Source organism: Rahnella aquatilis CIP 78.65 = ATCC 33071 (genome assembly GCF_000241955.1).
Classification (GTDB): Bacteria; Pseudomonadota; Gammaproteobacteria; order Enterobacterales; family Enterobacteriaceae; genus Rahnella; species Rahnella aquatilis.
The window spans coordinates 2,279,936-2,297,148 of record NC_016818.1 but is presented as its reverse complement, the minus strand read 5'-3'; the positions used below and the strand labels follow the sequence as shown (position 1 = coordinate 2,297,148).

5 protein-coding genes are annotated in these 17,213 nt (G+C 57.1%); 2 read left to right on the top strand and 3 right to left on the bottom strand.

Going from position 1 to position 17,213, the window contains the following annotated elements; all coding sequences use genetic code 11:
- Window positions 1-2: 2 nt before the first annotated feature.
- The 3 genes from RAHAQ2_RS10500 to RAHAQ2_RS10490 form a co-directional block, all read right to left on the bottom strand.
- Window positions 3-11,690: a hemagglutinin repeat-containing protein gene (locus tag RAHAQ2_RS10500; protein WP_015697204.1), complete on the bottom strand. Its 11,688-nt coding sequence runs from the start codon at window positions 11,688-11,690 to the stop codon at window positions 3-5.
- Window positions 11,691-11,710: 20 nt separating this feature from the next.
- Entirely contained in the window at window positions 11,711-13,333 is a 1,623-nt protein-coding gene (locus RAHAQ2_RS10495; protein WP_037039161.1) for a ShlB/FhaC/HecB family hemolysin secretion/activation protein, read from the bottom strand.
- 466 nt (window positions 13,334-13,799) lie between these two features.
- Window positions 13,800-14,564 carry a DUF481 domain-containing protein gene (locus RAHAQ2_RS10490; RefSeq protein WP_015697202.1) on the bottom strand — a complete coding sequence of 255 codons (765 nt, stop codon included), beginning with the start codon at window positions 14,562-14,564 and terminating at the stop codon, window positions 13,800-13,802.
- Window positions 14,565-15,031: 467 nt separating this feature from the next.
- On the opposite strand from RAHAQ2_RS10490, the gene nadE reads away from it, so the two are divergent.
- Entirely contained in the window at window positions 15,032-15,862 is an 831-nt protein-coding gene (gene nadE / locus RAHAQ2_RS10485; RefSeq protein WP_015697201.1) for an ammonia-dependent NAD(+) synthetase, read from the top strand.
- Between the two features lie 150 nt (window positions 15,863-16,012).
- On the top strand, window positions 16,013-17,209 hold the full coding sequence (locus tag RAHAQ2_RS10480; protein WP_037039157.1) for a multidrug effflux MFS transporter: 1,197 nt from the start codon (window positions 16,013-16,015) through the stop codon (window positions 17,207-17,209).
- The last annotated feature ends 4 nt before the right edge of the window (window positions 17,210-17,213 follow it).

The window sequence follows — 17,213 nt, the reverse complement described above, 5'->3', positions numbered from 1 at the left end:
AACTATTTACCTTTAATCATTTTATTGTATTCGGCTTTGTTAATATCACCTCTAGCAAGAAACTCACGTAATACTTTTGGTGGTGCTTCTGTCCCAGGCACTGGATAACCATGCCATCCGCCAACATTATCAGGTTGAAATTCATAGATTTTACCATCACTAACACCATATTTTTGCTTACCACCTTGAATGGAGTTATTTAATACTTCCTGAGCCTTCGAATCACTTAAGTCCATAGGAGTTCCCCAACCTCCAGCAGCATGTTTGGGACTAGGAACATATTTACTTTTCTCTGATGTATAAGCCAAATCATCCGGATTCTGCTCTGCAATCGGCGTAGTCGTGGTATTACTACCCACATCAGGCACACCTGCGTTGTTACCTGTGTTACTGGCACCCTGACTACCACTTTGATCTGGCGTAACAAACGCCGTCCCTTTCTGCTCATCCTGAGCCGGATTCACCAGCTTGCCGCCCGTCAGATCCATGTCCGGTTTCGGGAAAATGGTGATGAGTCCTTTCTGATCCTGACCTACCATATAATTATAGGCAGCCCGTTGTTCAGGCGTCAGTTTCTCTATCAGGTCAGCCTTACCCGACATCGCCACACTAAAGACATAATCCCTTTCAGTTGAAGAGAGATTATCCAATACTGTTTTAGCTGCACCTATACCGAGCAGGGCTCCCATCCCTTTCTCAACCAGCGCATTTCGACATACCGTGACTTCGGCGCAACCTTGAATCGCCAGTTTCCCGCCCTGAATAACCGCTCCAAGCGTATTATTCTCAACCGCATTCTTCCCCGCCTGCGCCCCTGTCGTCGCAGAAGACAGGTTATTGCCCGCTGTTGCTCCGGCAACACCCGCCGCCAGCGTACTCAGTAAGCTGATTTCCTGCCGGTCGCTCTGCGAAAGTTTATCTATATCCGCCTGAGTGGTCGCATGGTAATAATATTCCGCTATATAACGCGCGGCAAGTTCACCACTGAACGCGCCGGCAGCCCCCGCTGCTGCATTGCCTCCGGATATTTGCGCTGCTACAGCGCCCCAGACGGCATGGGCCATCGCATTAGCCGCGACATTGGTCGTACCGTCTTCATTCAGCGTGTGACTTTTGATTTCCCGGGCAATCAGCGGGCTTATTCCCCCTGCGATTGCTCCACTGATGTTGCCGCTGACAATCCCCTGCAATACGCCACTGAGTGCCTGTACCACCATCTGGTTATTGCTGCCAATACCATAATTTCTAATTTCGGCCTGATAAGCATCACTGTTTCGCAGAGTTTTGAGATAACTTTCTCTGTCATTCGCAGACATCCCTTCAGGCACACCGCCCAGATCCTTCAACGCCTGGATATCGCCATAAGTATTGACGATATCGGTCATCTGACCCGCAATCTCACCCACCAGCTGGCTCGCCTGCAGGCGCTTCTGCTCTTTTTCTTTGTCAAAAATCGGACTGATACTGCCATTTGCATGGTCTGTGTCACGGCTTAAATCGGCCACGCTTTGCTGCTGATTGGCGGTATCACGAACGATAATGGTTCCGTCTGCCACCGCCGACTGGGTGGTGCCATCCGCATGGCCTTTACCGTTCAGCCCGGCCAGAACGTTACCCACGTTCGACATCGCGTTGCTCATCACGCTGGCACCATTGCCACCGCTCAGACTGATGCCGCTGTGGCTGACCTTATAATCTGCTTCGTTGCCGATATCACTGAAACCGAGCGTACCGGTATCCAGCAGGTTTTTGTCCGCCGTTCCCTGACTGGCAATCACACCACCGTTCAGTTGGGTATGATCGCCCACATGGATATCAAACCCATCCTGCCCAGCATAAATGCCACTTTGCTCTACGACACTCTCGTAGGTGCTGTTCATTTTATCCTGGCTGAGGTTGATGTAGCCTGAGCCACTCATGGAACCAAAGGTAAAGCTGCCACCTGCACCGAAGCTGGTTTGCTTCGATTTATAGTCATCGCTGTCCTGCAGACTGGTGATAGTCAGGTCGCGGCCAGCATCAACCACGACTTTATTGCCGTTCACCTGCGCGCCTGACAAGGTGGTATCACGTCCGCTGTTGAGGGTGACTTTACCACCGCTGTCGAGCGTGGTTTCTGACCAACGGGTGCCATTACCTTTATCATTGCCTTTTGCCCCATTAACGCTGGCAAATATGCTCAGTCCGGCACTCCCGCTGCCTACTCCGAAACTCAGGCCAACACCGCCGCCGTTGCTGCTATTTTTGCCCGTGCTTTCCTGGGTATTTGCCGCGCCGGTCAGCAAGATATCATGGGCGGCATTCAGAGACGTATTACCACCCGCTTTTAGCTGACTGCCGCCAATAGCAATATCACCACTGTGTGAGTCGTTACCTTTGCCTGTCGCAGTAATCGATAAATTGTCCCCCGCATTCAGCGTGGAGCCATTGACGGTATCACTTTGCTGATGTTGCGATGATTTTGACTGCTGCGACGTCAGCGAAATGCTGATACCTACGCCGTTATTCGGGTCTGCACTGACGTTAGCCTGCTGTTTAGCGAGCATGGCCTGAGCACCGGAAAGTGCCGCTTTGGTCGCCTGCAGCGCCGCCAGACGTCCATCACTTTCCTGCTTCGCGCTCTGTGTGGCAGCAATAGCAGAATTCACCGCATCAGCAACAGCACCGGAAAGTGCAAGCGTAAGCCCCGTTGATTTCTGTTCAAATTTTTCATCACTGCTGCGTTTATCGTGTCCGGGATCAATAACGACGCTGTCGCCAGTTATCGACATATCCTTAGCCGCTACAAGGTCTGCGCCACCAATATGCGCCTGACTCCCCGCAGTGATACTCAGATTGCCAGCGGTGCTTCCCACAGTACTCACACTCTGACTTTGCGATGTTCCCTGCTCTTTCAGTTCATGGCGTGTCTGTGATGACCCAATCGTCACGCCAAGACCACCCGTGCCCATCAGGCCACTTTTTTTGGTCTCGCTCAGCCGCCAGCTTGAATCCGTGTTTGTAGCCGCGACAATATCGACATTGCTCCCTGCCTTCAGCGTCACATCACCATCGCCGACCACCGAAGAACCTTTCACCAGTAAATTATTGCCCGCCGTAACAGCAACATTATCGCCACTTAGCAGCGAACCTTTTTCGTGAGTGGAACTGTCTTCACTGATTGTGTGTGTGGTGGTTTTCGAGAAAAGGTGCTTCCTGGTTCTGGTCTTCTCATCGTAGGCATAACTGCTCTCTGTGGCGGTATCAAGATTGACATCTCGGCCAGCATTGACGGCAATGTCCTGCTTCGCCGTAACACTTGCTGCGTTAGCATTTACATCCTGACCCGCTTTAATTTTGGTGCTCCCGCCGCTGACCACCGCCGTTCCTTCCTGCCCCACATTCTCGCGGATACTCACGCTTTTGCTGCCGTGTGTTTCGCTGTAGGTGCTGGTCTGTTGCGCGTTCAGGTTGACGTCGCGGCCGGCGCTAAGTGAGGCGTTGAGGTCAGCGGTGAGTTGCGCCGCCTGCGAGTTAAGGTCGCGCCCGGCGCTGAGCGTCAGGTCACCGCCGCTGCTCACCACCGTGCGGGTGGCATTGTTGCTGTCTGTCTGATTTTTACCGCTGGTCTGATGGCTGCTCTGGTCCATCGTGTTGAGGTTGATGTCGTTGACTGCCGCCAGCGTGGCGTCGCCTTTGGCGGTGACGGCGCTGCCCGCCACCGTCAGGTCGTGCCCCGCGCTGGCCGACAAATTACCGCCCGCGCTGACCGTGCTGGCCTGGCTGTCGGTGGTCTGCGCGCTGCTTTTCGCCGTGGTTTTGCTGGTGCTGAGCGCATTGCCGGTGATGCTGATGTCGTTCAGCGCCACCAGTTGCAGGTCACTGCCCGCCGTGAGCCGGGCGCCGGTGTTGTTGATGTCGTGACCGGCGGTAAGCGAGAGCCCGTCAGTGGCCGAGATACCGGCCACGTCGCCGGTCTGGGTCTGGCTGAAGGTCAGCTGAGACGTTTTGCTTTTGCTGGTGGTCGGCGCGGCCGTCCACTGCTGCGCCTGCGTAACGTTGTTGATATCGCCGCTGACCGAGGCCAGTGCCACGGTCTGTCCGCTAATGGAGGAACCGATATTATTGATATCGCCCAGCGCGCTCAGCTGCAGACTGCCGTTAGAGGCAATCAGCCCGGCGTTAAGGTTATCCAGCGAACTGCTGCTTTTCGCAGCCAGTTGCGTTTCGGCCTGCAGGGTGCTGCCGGCGTTGACGATATGCCCGGCGTCGAGATTGACGGTGTTCCCGGAAATCACGCTGCCGGTCACCGCGTGGGTGTCGTTGGCAGAAAGATAGAGTTTAGGTGCCAGAACCGTCTGGCCGTTGACGGTGGTTTTTTCCCACCAGACGATGCTTTTGGTCAGCGCAGCGACCTGTTCCGGCGACAGGCTGACGCCCAGTTGCAGGCCCAGACCGGCCTGCTGTTCGGCGGCGTTATCAATCAGATACTGCATCTGCGCGAGGTCTGACCCTGTGCCGCCGACGTAGCGCTGCCCGGTCTGGCTGAGCACGGCGTTATCGACATAACGGGTATCGAAGGCGGCATCGCCGAGGAATTTGTAGTCGTAATCCGGCGTCAGCTTCAGCCGGTCCATAAAGTAGGCCGAGCCGAGGAATTTGCTCTCGTCGGTATAGACCGGTGCCGTTTCAATACGCGGGCCGGAAGGTGTGCCCGGCTGAACCGCAGGATGGACAACCTGACCTGCCACCGGCGTTGCAGAAAAGGCCGCAGAGCTCAGGCCGGTACCACCCGAGGTGGCCTGTTTGCCCACGGCAGATATCGCAGACGTCGGTCGCGCAAGGTAATCGTTCAGCGCATTGAACAGTGACGGATCGGTTTTACCGATCCCGCCCAGTTGTGGGTTGGTAGTGATCAGATACGGGCTGGCAGGATTAGTGCTCGCCACAAACAAACCGTTATTGCCGGTCGGCAGCGGGTAATCCGTCAGCGCAGCGCCCTGATTGCCAATCTGCTTTAACGCATCGGTGACGGAATTGTTCCACTGTACCGAGCCGACGGTCAGGTTTTGTGCGGATGCCAGCTGTTTGCTTTGCGAGCCGCTGACCTGTTGCAGGCCCGACGTACCGTTCAGAGACGGGGCGCTTATCGCATGGGATAAACCGCCTGCGTTAGCAGAGGTCGTGGTATTGCTGATGTTATTACTGAAACTGGCGTTAACCGCCCCACCGGCCTGAATAACGGCGCGGAGACCTTCGCCGGTGCTGAGGGTTTCGTAAGCGGGTCCACCGGTTAATGTGTAGGTAAACTTATCCCCTAAATCCGTCCTGTAGTCTACCCCCCTTCTTTTCCCTTTCCGGATATCAGGGATAACGGTGGCATCGGCCGGTTGCACCCCTGTTGTGCCACTGTACTGATAGGTCAGGTACTCATTCTCAATGCTGTTTTCATAGGACTGGTTGTTCAGGTTGGTGCCGGAAAGCGTTATGTTGCTTCCGGCAAGAACAGTACTGGCAATATTATCTAACGTGTCGCCAGATATCGTTAAATTGCGGTTTGCGGCAATGCGGCCCGCCCCGCCACTGGCAATGGCGGTTACAGTGGAAGTACCTACAAGAAATTTTCTGTCAGAGGCAGCTTTCGTAGGCGCTAAACCAACAAAAGTATATTCTTCTTCAGCGCCGTCTCCTTTGCCATTGCTCCCACCGGTGTGACGCCAGCCCGTTCCGGTATAAACCCCAATTTCATCATCATCTAACAAGCCGAGCTGAATGCTCATCGTGGCCTGCCCCAGAGATGCCGGGCTATTCGCCGCCTGATAAGAACTCGACGTGCTCAACCCGTCCCGCTGATTCAGCAGATGGCCGGTATTGATGGTGATATCGCCGTTGGTGGTTTCGATATCCCCCGACGTGTTGACCACTTCGCTGTTGGCGTTGCCCGCCGCGTCCCGCTGCAGCCACAGGCTGTTGCCCGCCAGAATATCGCCGTAGTTATTGTGAATACTGTCGGCCAGCAACTGCATGTTGTTACCGGCGTACAGCAGCGCGCTGTTCGTCAGTTGGCCACCAGCGGACATCACCACGTTGCCCGCCCCGCCGACAAAGCCGCTGTTGTTAAGTACGCCACGGCTGGCCACGCGGATATCCCCGCCGGACTGCACGCTGCCGCTGCCGTTGAGCTGGATGTTGCCGGCGTCCACGCCCACCGTACCGCCGCCACCGCGCAGCTGACCGCTGTTGGTAAAGTTGCCCGTGGAACTGAGCTGGATGCCGTTGCCCTGCAGGGTGCCGAGCACGTTCAGGTCGCCCTGCGCGCTGAGGCTGAGGGTCTGCCCTGCCGCCAGCGTGCCGGTCTGGGTAAAGCCCGAGCCGAGTTGCAGCGTCATATCCCCCAGCGCCAGCAGGCTGCCCGCCTGATTCAGCACCGGCGTCACCAGCGTCAGGTTGCCTGCGCTGTAGAGTTTGCCGCCCGCCTGGTTGTCGGCGTTCTGCACATTCAGCCCCAGCGACTGGCTGCCCAATACCGTGCCGGTGTTATGCAGTTCGTTACCGGTCAGCGTCAGCCGGTCGCCCTGAAGCTGGCCCTGATTGGTCATCTGCGTGACGTTCAGCGCGCTGTCGCCCTGTCCGGTCAGCGTACCGCTGTTGTTGAGCGTGCCGCCGGTCATGGTCAGGCCCTGCGCCTGCAGCGTGCCGCTGTTGGTCAGCACCGGTGCAGACACTGTCAGCCTGCCGCCGGTCAGTAAGGTGCCCTGGTTGTTGAGATTACCGGTGAGGGTCAGATGGCTGACGCCGTCGCCCTGCATCTGGCCCTGATTGAGCAGCGTCTGTGCGCCCAAATCTAACGTGCCCTGACTGCGTACGGTGCCGCCGCTCAGGTTGGTGATGCCGTTTTGTACCGTACCCTGCAGGCTTTGCTGGCCCTGTAACTGCCCGGTGTTACTAATACTGTTGGTGGTGAACGTCAGGTTACCGGCCTGAAGCGTACCGCTGTTAGCAATATTCCCGGCGTTCAGCGTGGCGCTGCCGCCGCTGAGTAATGTGCCGCCCTGCTGAACCTGAAGTTGCCCGCTGAGCGTGGCCGCAAGCGCGCTGACACCGCTGATGCCGCCGCTGCTGATCAGCGCACCGCCGGTCAGGGTCAGGTTATCCGCCGACCAGTTCCCCTGATTATTCAGGTTCGCCGCCTGCAAAATAGCCAGACCGGTTGAGATGATTTTGCCCTGCGCCTGCGTGTTGAGCCCACCGGTAAGAGTCAGCTTCGCGAGTGCGGCGGTCTGGATCGCGCCATTAAGATCTAACTGACCGGCGTGTAAATCGGCGCTGTCGGCCTGCCAGTTGCCGTTGTTGGTGACGTGCGCGGCGGTGACGGTGAGTGCGCCCTGCGTCAGCATCTTGCCGGACGTGGCGTTGGTTAAATCCTGCTGCAGTTGCGCCGTCAGGCCCTTCAGGCCAATCAGGTTGCCGCTGTTGTCCGCGTTGTTCGCCGTAAGCGCGAGCGTGTCGCCCTGTATCTGCCCTGTGTTGCTGACGTGGTCAGCCGTCACCGTGGCGGTTTTATCGCTGAGCAACTGGCCACTGTTTTCCAGCGTGGCGGCGTTCACCGTGACATCACCGGAAGAGAGCAGGCTGCCGCTGTTGTTCAGATCCCCCTGCATCTGCGCGTTCAGGCCATTCGTGCCTAATGCCGTGCCGCCGTTGGTCAGGCTGTTGCCGGTCAGGGTCAGCTGGCTGCCCTGTAGCCTGCCCTGATTTTGCGTATCGCCTGCCTGCACACCCAGCGTGCCGCCGGACAATACCTGCCCCTGCGCACCGTTGGTTAAGGTGCTGGCGGTGAGCGTGGTACCGCCGTTGCCCTGCATCAACCCGTTGTTGCTGATACCCGTGGCATTCACGCCGACCGTTTGTGCCAGAAGCTGGCCGTTGTTGATCACAACCGGTGCCGTCACGGTCAGACCATTACCCGCCGATATCACGCCGGTGCCCTGATTGGTCAGGCTGCCGCTAACATTCACGCCGACGTTACCGCCGGAGATATTGCCCTGATTGACCAGCGTCTGGCCTTCCAGCGTCATCTGGTTCTGCGCAGACAGGCTGCCTTGCTGCTGCAAGGTACCGGCTTTCACATGCAGGCCGTCGTCGGCGGTGATGGCACCGTTGTTGGTCAGCGAGGTGGCCGTGATATCCACATTGTCCGCGCCCAGCGCCGCGCCGTTGGTCAGCGTACCGGCCTGCACCGTGAGCGTGCCCGGAGTCACCAGTTTCCCGGCCAGATCGGCTTTTTCAGACGCACTGATCCCCAGCGCGTTTTTACCCTGCGTCTGCGAGCCGTTGCCGGTGGTGAGCTGTTGCGTGGTCAGCGCCGCGTTGCCGTCGGCGGAGAGAAAACCGTTTAAGTTCGCAGTATCAGTCTTCAGAGCCACATCGCCCTGGCTGGACTGTACCGATCCGGCGCGGGTGGTCAGCGCGGTGGCGTTAAACGTCGCCCCCTGCGTGCCGGTCAGCGTGCCGCCCAGATCCGCCTGTGCGGTGTTGAGTGTCAGCTGACCGCCAGCCAGTAAGGTTGCCGTATCACCGTTGGTCACGCCGTCCGCGTTCAGTATGATGTCGCCGCGGGTACCGGTCAGCCCCTGATTGTTGAACTGACTGAGGGTCAGCGTCTGGTCACCGCCGGACTGCGCCGTGCCGTTGTTATTGAAGGTGTCGCCGTCAAGCTGCTGCGTGCCGAGGGACTGCAGCAGGCCGTTATTGGTCAGGGTGCCGAAGCTGAACTGGCCGTTGCGGTTAGCGGCCAGCGTGCCGCCATTGCTGAAATCGTGTGCGGTAAAGTTCAGGTCACGCCCGGCGATCAGGCTGCCGGACCACTGGCCGCCGCTGGCAACCGTGGCCTGCACGTCATTTTGCGCCGAGGTTTTACCACCCTGTGCGGCATTCAGCCGGTCAGCGGTGATCGAAAGAGTATTGCCCGCGCTGGTGGTGCCGTCGAGCTGCTGCTGGCGGGCGGATAACTGCATATCTCCCGTGGAGGCCAGTGAACCGCTGCCGGTCACCTGCAATGTACCGCCACCGGCTTCCAGCGTGTTGCCGTCGAGCGCACCGGCCAGCGTGGCGCTGCCGGTTGCCGTCAGGGATAAATCTTTATCGCTGTGAACGGAACCCAGCGCCCCGACGGACAGATCCGTGGCGTTCAGGCCCACGTTGCCGGAGGTCGACAACTGGCCGCCAAGCGCCTGCTGCGCAGCATTGAGCTGAATATCGCCAAGGCTGGTGATCAGCGAGTTTTGCCCGGCGTTCAGGGAAGTACTGTTGAGCGTCAGGCCATTTTTGCCGGTCAGCGTGCCGTCGACAATCATCTGACCGCCGCCGATGTTCAGCCGGTCTCCGGCAAACAGCGAGCCTTGTTCACCTACGGTCATCTGGTCAGCAACCTGTAAATCCAGCCCCTTCTGCGAGCCGATCAGCCCCTGATTACTGAGGGTATTGGCAGTGATGTTTTGCGCACCGCCGGACTGCATTTTGCCGCTGTTGTTCAGTTCGCTGGCGTTCAGAGTCTGTGTGCCCTGCGCCTGGATCAGGCCGCCGTTGGTCAGTGTTTGCGTGGTGAGTTGCGTGTTGCCGCTGGCGGCCAGCGTGCCGTTGTTGGTCATGTTGCCCGCACTGACGCCCAGATTACCGCCCGCCGTCAGGCTGCCGTTCCACACGCCGTTATTGCCCGCATTGGCCTGCACATCGCCCACGCCATAAACCTGCGCGGTATTATCTGAGCTGAGTGACCCGCTGCTGAGCAGAAGATTTTGCCCGGCGCGCAGGTTGCCACCTAATATCGCTTTGCCGGTTGCCTGAACATCTGCGTCCGTGCCCGACTGAAGTTGCGACCCTGCCAGCGTGGTCAGCTCGCCGAAACGTCCGGTCAGCAAATTATCACCGGAGATCAGACCGCCAAGCTGCGCGTCATCAGCCGTCAGCGAAAGCGCGCCTGCGCTGGTGATCGTCGAATCACCGGTGGTACTGAGTGAACCGACATTCAGCTGCGTGTTGCCGCTGGCGGCCAGCGTGCCGTTGTTGGTCATGTCGCCCGCACTGACGCCCAGATTACCGCCCGCCGTCAGGCTGCCGTTCCACACACCGTTATTACCCGCCTCCGCCTGCACATTCCCGACGGCGTAAAGCTTAGCGCTGCTGGCCGAACTCAGTGAACCGCTGCTGAGCCGCAGGTTTTGTCCGGCGCGGACGTTACCGCCGAGTACCGCACTGCCCTGCACGCCGATATCCGCATCGGTACCGGACTGAATCTGCGACCCTGCGAGGGTGGAAAGTTGCCCGAAACGCCCGGTCAGTTGGTTGTCAGTCGACAGCAATCCGCCAAGCTGTGTTTCTCCGGCGGTGAGGGTCAGGGCACCGCTGGCCTGCACCACCCCGCTGTTATCCAGCGTTGTCGCCTGAAGATCTTGCGTCCCCTGTGCCTGCAGCGTGCCGGTATTGGTCAGCCGCTGCGTGGTGATACGGGCGTTTCCGTTTGCAGCAATCAGCCCGTTATTGGTCAGATCTCCGGTGTTCAGTTGGAGATCTTTCCCCGCCGTCAGCTTGCCCTGCCACTGGCTGCCATTACCGGCGGTAGCATGAATATTACCTGCCGCAGACACCTGCGCGGTATTGCCTGAATTGAGCTGGTCAGCGGCCAGCGTCATATTGCCGCCGCTGGTCACCTGACTCCCCTGAACGGCCAGTTGCCCCTGGCTGTTGATCGCCATATCGCCGCCCGACTGCTGGGTACCGTTAAGGGCGATGGCCTGCGCATTCGCCGTCAGCTTGCCGGCGGCGGTCGCATTACTTAGCGTCAGCCTGCCGCTGGCATCAATCTGCATATCGCCGACCGAGGCATTCAGGTTGCCGAGGTTGACCCCGACGCCCTTGTCACTGGAAACCAGATGAATGCGGTTGGCGTACATGCCGCCGAGTGCGCCGGTGTCAATCGCCACCGACGGTACGCCTGCGCCGGATATCGGCGTGGCATTGCCCTGCGCATCGACACGGTTGGCACCCAGGGTGACGTTCAGGTCTCTGGCGTACAGCCCGGCGTTAATCTGCGCGGCGCGGGAAATCAGTGAAAAAGAGTCGCTCGTGCGGGCATCCAGCCCCTGACCTTCAACGGTGATCGCGCCCTGCGTGACGTCGAGGGACTGCAGCGAACCGTCCGCGTTCAGCACAGGTTTACCGGTGGTCAGCGTGGCGTTCGGGGTGTTGAGGAAGCCGCAGCCGTTACAGGTGATGCCGTAGGGGTTGGCGACCATGACGTTCGCCGCTTTTCCCGCGACTTCCATGTAGCCGTTAAGCTGTGAAGGGTTCGACGACACCACTTCGTTAATGATGCCCTTCGCTTCCTGACCTGCTGTGAGATTGGGGTTGTTCTGGATCAGCCCGCCCAGCTGAGTCCGGGTCAGTTTGCCGGTGGCGTTGTTGAGAATGAGGCCCTGCTGGCCGACGTTGAAATCGTTATATTTGTTATGCGAAATCCCGGCCTGATTCGGGGTGGCGATGTTCACCACCGGCACGCCGTTACCCGCCTGATCGGTGCGGGTGTTGCCTTCGGCTACCGTGATACCCGCCGCAAATGCGGGCATCACCGGTTGCCAGACCAGCCATCCCATCAGCCCGTAGGCCAGCGCTTTACGCCATAACGCGACCGGTTGCTCTGTGATCGATTTCATCGCCGAATTCCTTCTCATTTTTACAGTACGAAGCCGATACGGTAGTAGACCGTGACGCGGTCAGGCGACAGGGAGTCCGGATAGCTCAGCGGCCAGCCGACGGTAAACTGGCTGGAGAAATGTGCGTTACTGCTCGATAAACCCACCGCCCCGCCCCATAAGGTGCCGGACGCATTGGTGTCGTGATTGCTGCGTTGCAGGTAGCCGCCGTCAAGCGCGGTCACGGCGCTGATCTGGCCGAGCACCGGCAGCGTGAAAAGTTGGGTATCCAGCTCATTACGCCAGTAGCCGCCGTTGTCGCCGGAGAGGTATTGCTCTTTGAACCCGCGCACCGAGCTTTCACCGCCGAGTGTGAGGCGTTCGCTGCCGTAAAGACGGTCATCGCCCCACTGGCCGTAGGCGCTGGTCAGCCAGGTAATGCGTTGGGTGACAGGCCGGTAATAGCTGGTGGACAGCGTCCATTTGGAGAACTCCGCGCGCGGGGCATCCGGGTTTTTATCTTCATCACTCTCGCCGCCAAACCACGGCACGCCACGGCTGAACGCCGGGTTAAGCGTGGCGTATCCGCCCCAGAGTTTCTGGCTGTGATTAATGCCTGCGGTCCAGCTGGTCAGGCTGCGGGTGCTGCTTTCCAGCGGGGCGTCGTTGAGATAATTTCGGTTGAGGCGGTGCGTCAGCCCGAGGCTGGCGGCGGTTTTCATGTCGCCGTTGCGAAACAGTACGCGGGAAAGGGTGAAGCGGTGTGCCTGGCTGTCGCCGGTGGAGCGCCAGAGATAGCCCTGCGATTCAATGGTGCTCAGGTAGTCGCTGTAGCTGTAGTTGTAATCAAACAGCCAGTAGCCGTAAGGCAGATTAACGCCCGCCTGCACGCTTTTCGCGTCGTGGTCGCTTGCGCCGTCGCTGCTGCGTGACGCACTGACAAACCACTGGTCCGCCAGCCCGAGCAGGTTATTGCCGGTCAGCGAGCCGCTGACCTGTCCGGTGCCGGTGCTTTTCTGCCCTGAGTTATCAAAACCGGCGCTGGTCTGCAGGGGAAACTCAGGCTTTGAGGTGAGGCTGACGAGGGAGTATCCCGGCTGGCTGCCGGGCTGGATTTCAATCTGCACCGGCGTTTTGCGCAGCCGGTTAATCTGCTCCATCCCCTGTTCGATATCGCGCAGGTTAAGGATGTTGCCGGTCAGCCCCGGAAACGCCATCGCCAGCATTGCGCCGCGCTGGTTTTCCATTTTGATGGCTTCGAGTTTGCCTTCCATCACCGTCAGGCTGAGCGTGCCGGAAGATAAATCCTGTTCGGTGAGAAATGCGCGGCTGGTGATATAGCCCTGGCCGATATACCAGTCGGAGACCTGTTTCACCAGGGCATTAATCTGGCCAATACCGAGGCACTGTTGCAGATAGGGTTGAGTCAGTTTTTGCCGGATGCGCGCGGGCATATGGTCTGCGCCGCTGAGGGTAATGTCGTGAATATCAAAGCACGGGCCGCCGGAGTGTACGGGAGTTTGCGGAGCGGGGGCGACTGACGTGCTGCGCTCCAGTTCCTGACGCTGCTGCTGGTTCTGCTGCAGAAGTTGCCGCTGCTGCTGTTCGATACTGTCGCGGTCGGCGGGGCTGAGCGGCGCGGCCTGCACGGCGAGGGAAAACATTCCGCTAAGTGCCAGCAGGCTGAAAACTTGCCACCGCCGGGAAGAACGCGCACACGCCGAAACAGTGCGGGCTAATGGTGTAACAAAGCTTATGATTTCCATATCCGGGTGTTTTCTATGGCCTGAACCGCTTTCCTGTATGCCTCAAAAACACAGCATCAGAAGTGGCTATGGCATTGATTTAAGATTAAACATCCAGCTTCTATCGGCAGACATAACATTTACTTTAGGATTTTTTTTAAGCTTATGAAAAACACATTGCTGGCGGCAGAACGCGAAACATAAGAAAACATGGTTTATAGGGGTATATTGCGTGGCTTAATAACAGGATTCAGAGAATATAATTGAGAGACTTAATAACCATCGGTTTAATGAAAATTGAGTGCCATAGAGCGGCAAAAATAACCCATAAAAAAAGCCAGAGGATTTCTCCTCCGGCTTTTTTGCATAATTTCCTGAGGGGAAATTACAGACCGTACACCAGGTTTACAGACGTCACGGTGTCGGTTTTATCCGGCGCGCTGGCTGGTGGCTTGGTGTTATAGGTAACGTCATACGCCACTTTCAACGAGAAGTGGGAGTTGATCGCAACGGTCAGCGCGGTTTCTGAGTTCAGCGTCGTTTCATCGTTCGCTAATACAGAAACACCCTGCGTGAAGCGCGCAGTATCACTGATCTGGTAACCGTAAGTGCCTGAAGCATAAGCCAGCGCACGGGTGGTGTTACCGCCCTGTTCGAATTCATCATGACGAACACCCGGACCTGCTTCCAGATTCAGCGTATGAACCGGACCGCTCCAGATCTGGCGACCATAACCGACAGCGCCAACAGAACGCGAACGGTAACCGTTATAACGGTCGCTCAGCCAGCTTCCCTGTCCGAAAATATAGTTCGCGTTGTCAAGGTTATAACGCGTACGGGCACCGGCCTGATACTTCTCTGATGAACGGACACCGGAAGAAGAGGTGTTACGCGCAGAACCCCACAGGCTGTTAGCCGTGTTGGTATCAAACCAGGTCATGGTGGTATCAGCATTCAGCGTGGAGTTGCTGGTGTTACCGGTTTGCGCACTGTAACCCGCCTGAATATTGCCCTCGAACGGCTTTTTCGCCTGAGCCGGATCATCTAACGCGGTGAAGATTGTGGTGTCTGCAAGGCTTGAAATACTGAACAGCGCTGCACCGCAGACGACGGCACAAGCTGGTAAACGACGTACAACCCGAAAAAACATTTTGTTTCCCCAATAAGACTTAAGGCAAATAACGACACTGGAACCACACGATTTATGCCATTAATTAGGATCCGTTAATCAAGCCTGGCAACTCCATTTCGATGGCATATGCATACAAATATTTCTACCGCAACAAATATAACGCACTCAGCCCGGAATATCTTAATAAAGCGGCTTTTTTGGATAGTTCCGAGTGACATATATTTCCGGCAATAGAAACATACGAAATCATTACGCTTTCTTTCATTGATTTCTTATTTCAATGAGGAGTGAAAATGATTTATGACGCGCCACACTTGAGTTCTTCCTGCCACTTTGGTTCGAAATATTGCGAGCTGGCAGCGTACAGATTTCCGCCTAACTCGTCGCTGAATCTTGTCCTTTTGAGCGATGCGGGGTAGTTTTGTCTTGATAACGTCTTATTTTTGCCTCGGGTTCCTCGAAGGCAGCCTTCAGGAGGAGTGGTCATGGCTTTACAACAAGAGATTATTCAGGCTCTGCACGTTAAACCGCACATCGATGCCGCACAGGAAGTTCGTGTGAGCGTCGATTTTCTCAAAAGTTATCTGCTGGCCCACCCGTTCATCAAGACACTGGTTCTGGGTATCAGCGGCGGGCAAGATTCTACTCTTACCGGCAAACTTTGCCAAACAGCAATTAGCGAATTACGTGCGCAAACCAACGATAGCGATTACCAGTTCATTGCGGTGCGCTTGCCCTATGGCGTGCAGGCTGATGAATCGGACTGTCAGGATGCCATTACCTTCATCCAGCCGGATCAGGTTCTGACCGTCAATATCAAAAATGCCGTACTCGCGAGCGAAGCGACCTTACGTGAAATTGGTATCGAACTGAGTGATTTCATTAAAGGGAACGAAAAAGCCCGCGAGCGCATGAAAGCGCAGTACAGCATCGCCGGGATGAAAAAAGGCGTGGTGGTCGGAACTGATCATGCGGCCGAAGCCGTGACCGGTTTCTTCACCAAATACGGCGATGGCGGCACGGACATTAACCCGATTTTCCGTCTGAATAAGCGTCAGGGGAAAGCGCTGCTGAAAGAACTGGGCTGCCCGGAACATCTTTATACCAAAGCCCCGACCGCTGACCTGGAAGATAACCGCCCTGCCTTGCCAGATGAAGCCGCGCTCGGTGTGACCTACGAACTGATCGACGACTATCTGGAAGGCAAGAAAATCGACGATAAATATGCCACCATTATTGAAGGCTGGTACCTGCGCACTGAACATAAACGTCAGCCGCCGGTCACGGTGTTTGATGATTTCTGGAAGAAAAAATAAGTCTTTCGTCACGGCTTAGATCACGGGCACCCGCGGGTGTCCGTTTTTATTCACAGCGTCCGCCAGCCTGATTATCACAAGCTTCTTTCCATTCATTAACGAAATCATTACCCTTAGCGTCCTTTCGGATGACTGACAGTGATGTTTTCAATGCAAAAATTCCTTTTCCTGCTGCTGAGCATGGTGCTGCTTGGCCCTTTAGGTATTGATTTGTACCTGCCTGCCATTCCCGCCATCGCGCGCGGTTTACAGAGCACCGAGGCGGTCATTCAGTCCTCGATTTCGTTATTTATTCTGGTGATGGGGCTCGGGCAACTGGTGGCCGGTCCGCTGGCCGATAAATTCGGTCGTCGTCCTCTCGCCATTACTGGCGTCGTGGTGTATCTGGCGGGGGCGATAGTGGCCGCGACGTCCGTAACACCGTGGATGTTTTTATTATCCCGAGTCATTCAGGGGCTGGCGGTGTGTTGCACTTCCGTGGTGATTTTCAGCGGTGTACGCGACCGGATGAGTGGCAACGATGCCGCCCGTGCGTATGGTTTCCTTAACGGCACGCTGAATATTATCCCTGCGCTGGCTCCGCTGATCGGTGGACTGATCGCACAATATTATGGCTGGCGCGCGCCGTTCTGGGCATTGGCCGGTTATACGCTGGCAGTGATGCTGCTGGTGATATTCAAACTACCGGAGACGCGCCCTGCTGATACCCGGACCCACAGCGGCCTGCCGTTCCGTCAGTATGCCCGCATTTTATTCAATGCGCGTTTCATTACTTTTGCTCTGGTGAATGCAGGTGCAATGGGTATGGCGCTGACCTATGTCTCGCTGGCGCCGACCGTTTTGATGAACACTGCCGGGCTGACGCCACTGCAGTTTTCACTGGTATTCGGCGCAAATGGCTTCTGGATCATGGGGATGAGCTTTATCGCCAATCGGATTATCCGCAAAGTGGGACGTCCGGTATGTCTGAAAACAGGCGGCATCCTGATGTTTATTGGCTGCCTCGGGCTAATCGCTGGGATCACGCTGGTTCCGCCTGCGGAACAAACCGCAACCTGGCTGTATATGGTGCCGGTCGCCAGCGCCTGTGCCGGTCTGGCTTTCCTGATGGGCCCGGCCACCAGTTATGCGCTGGAACCGTTCTCCGGTGAAGCAGGTGTGGCTTCGGCACTGGTCGGTTCGGTGCAAATGGCGGGCGGTGCCCTGCTTGGTTTTATCGCGATGGCATTACCGCTACAGCCTAAGCTGAGCCTGTCGCTGGTGATGCTGGCGGGAGGATGTCTGGCGATGCTGGCACGTCGCGCCAGCAAAAAATCGACGGGCCGGCTGACCCGTCTGGAGCCGTAATACG

Excerpts from the sequence above, each read along its gene's own strand:
- RAHAQ2_RS10490 (WP_015697202.1), bottom strand. The coding sequence starts at position 14,564 with ATGTTTTTTCGGGTTGTACGTCGTTTACCAGCTTGTGCCGTCGTCTGC.
- RAHAQ2_RS10500 (WP_015697204.1), bottom strand. The coding sequence starts at position 11,690 with ATGAAATCGATCACAGAGCAACCGGTCGCGTTATGGCGTAAAGCGCTG.
- nadE (WP_015697201.1), top strand. The coding sequence starts at position 15,032 with ATGGCTTTACAACAAGAGATTATTCAGGCTCTGCACGTTAAACCGCAC.
- RAHAQ2_RS10480 (WP_037039157.1), top strand. The coding sequence starts at position 16,013 with ATGCAAAAATTCCTTTTCCTGCTGCTGAGCATGGTGCTGCTTGGCCCT.
- RAHAQ2_RS10495 (WP_037039161.1), bottom strand. The coding sequence starts at position 13,333 with ATGTTTTCCCTCGCCGTGCAGGCCGCGCCGCTCAGCCCCGCCGACCGC.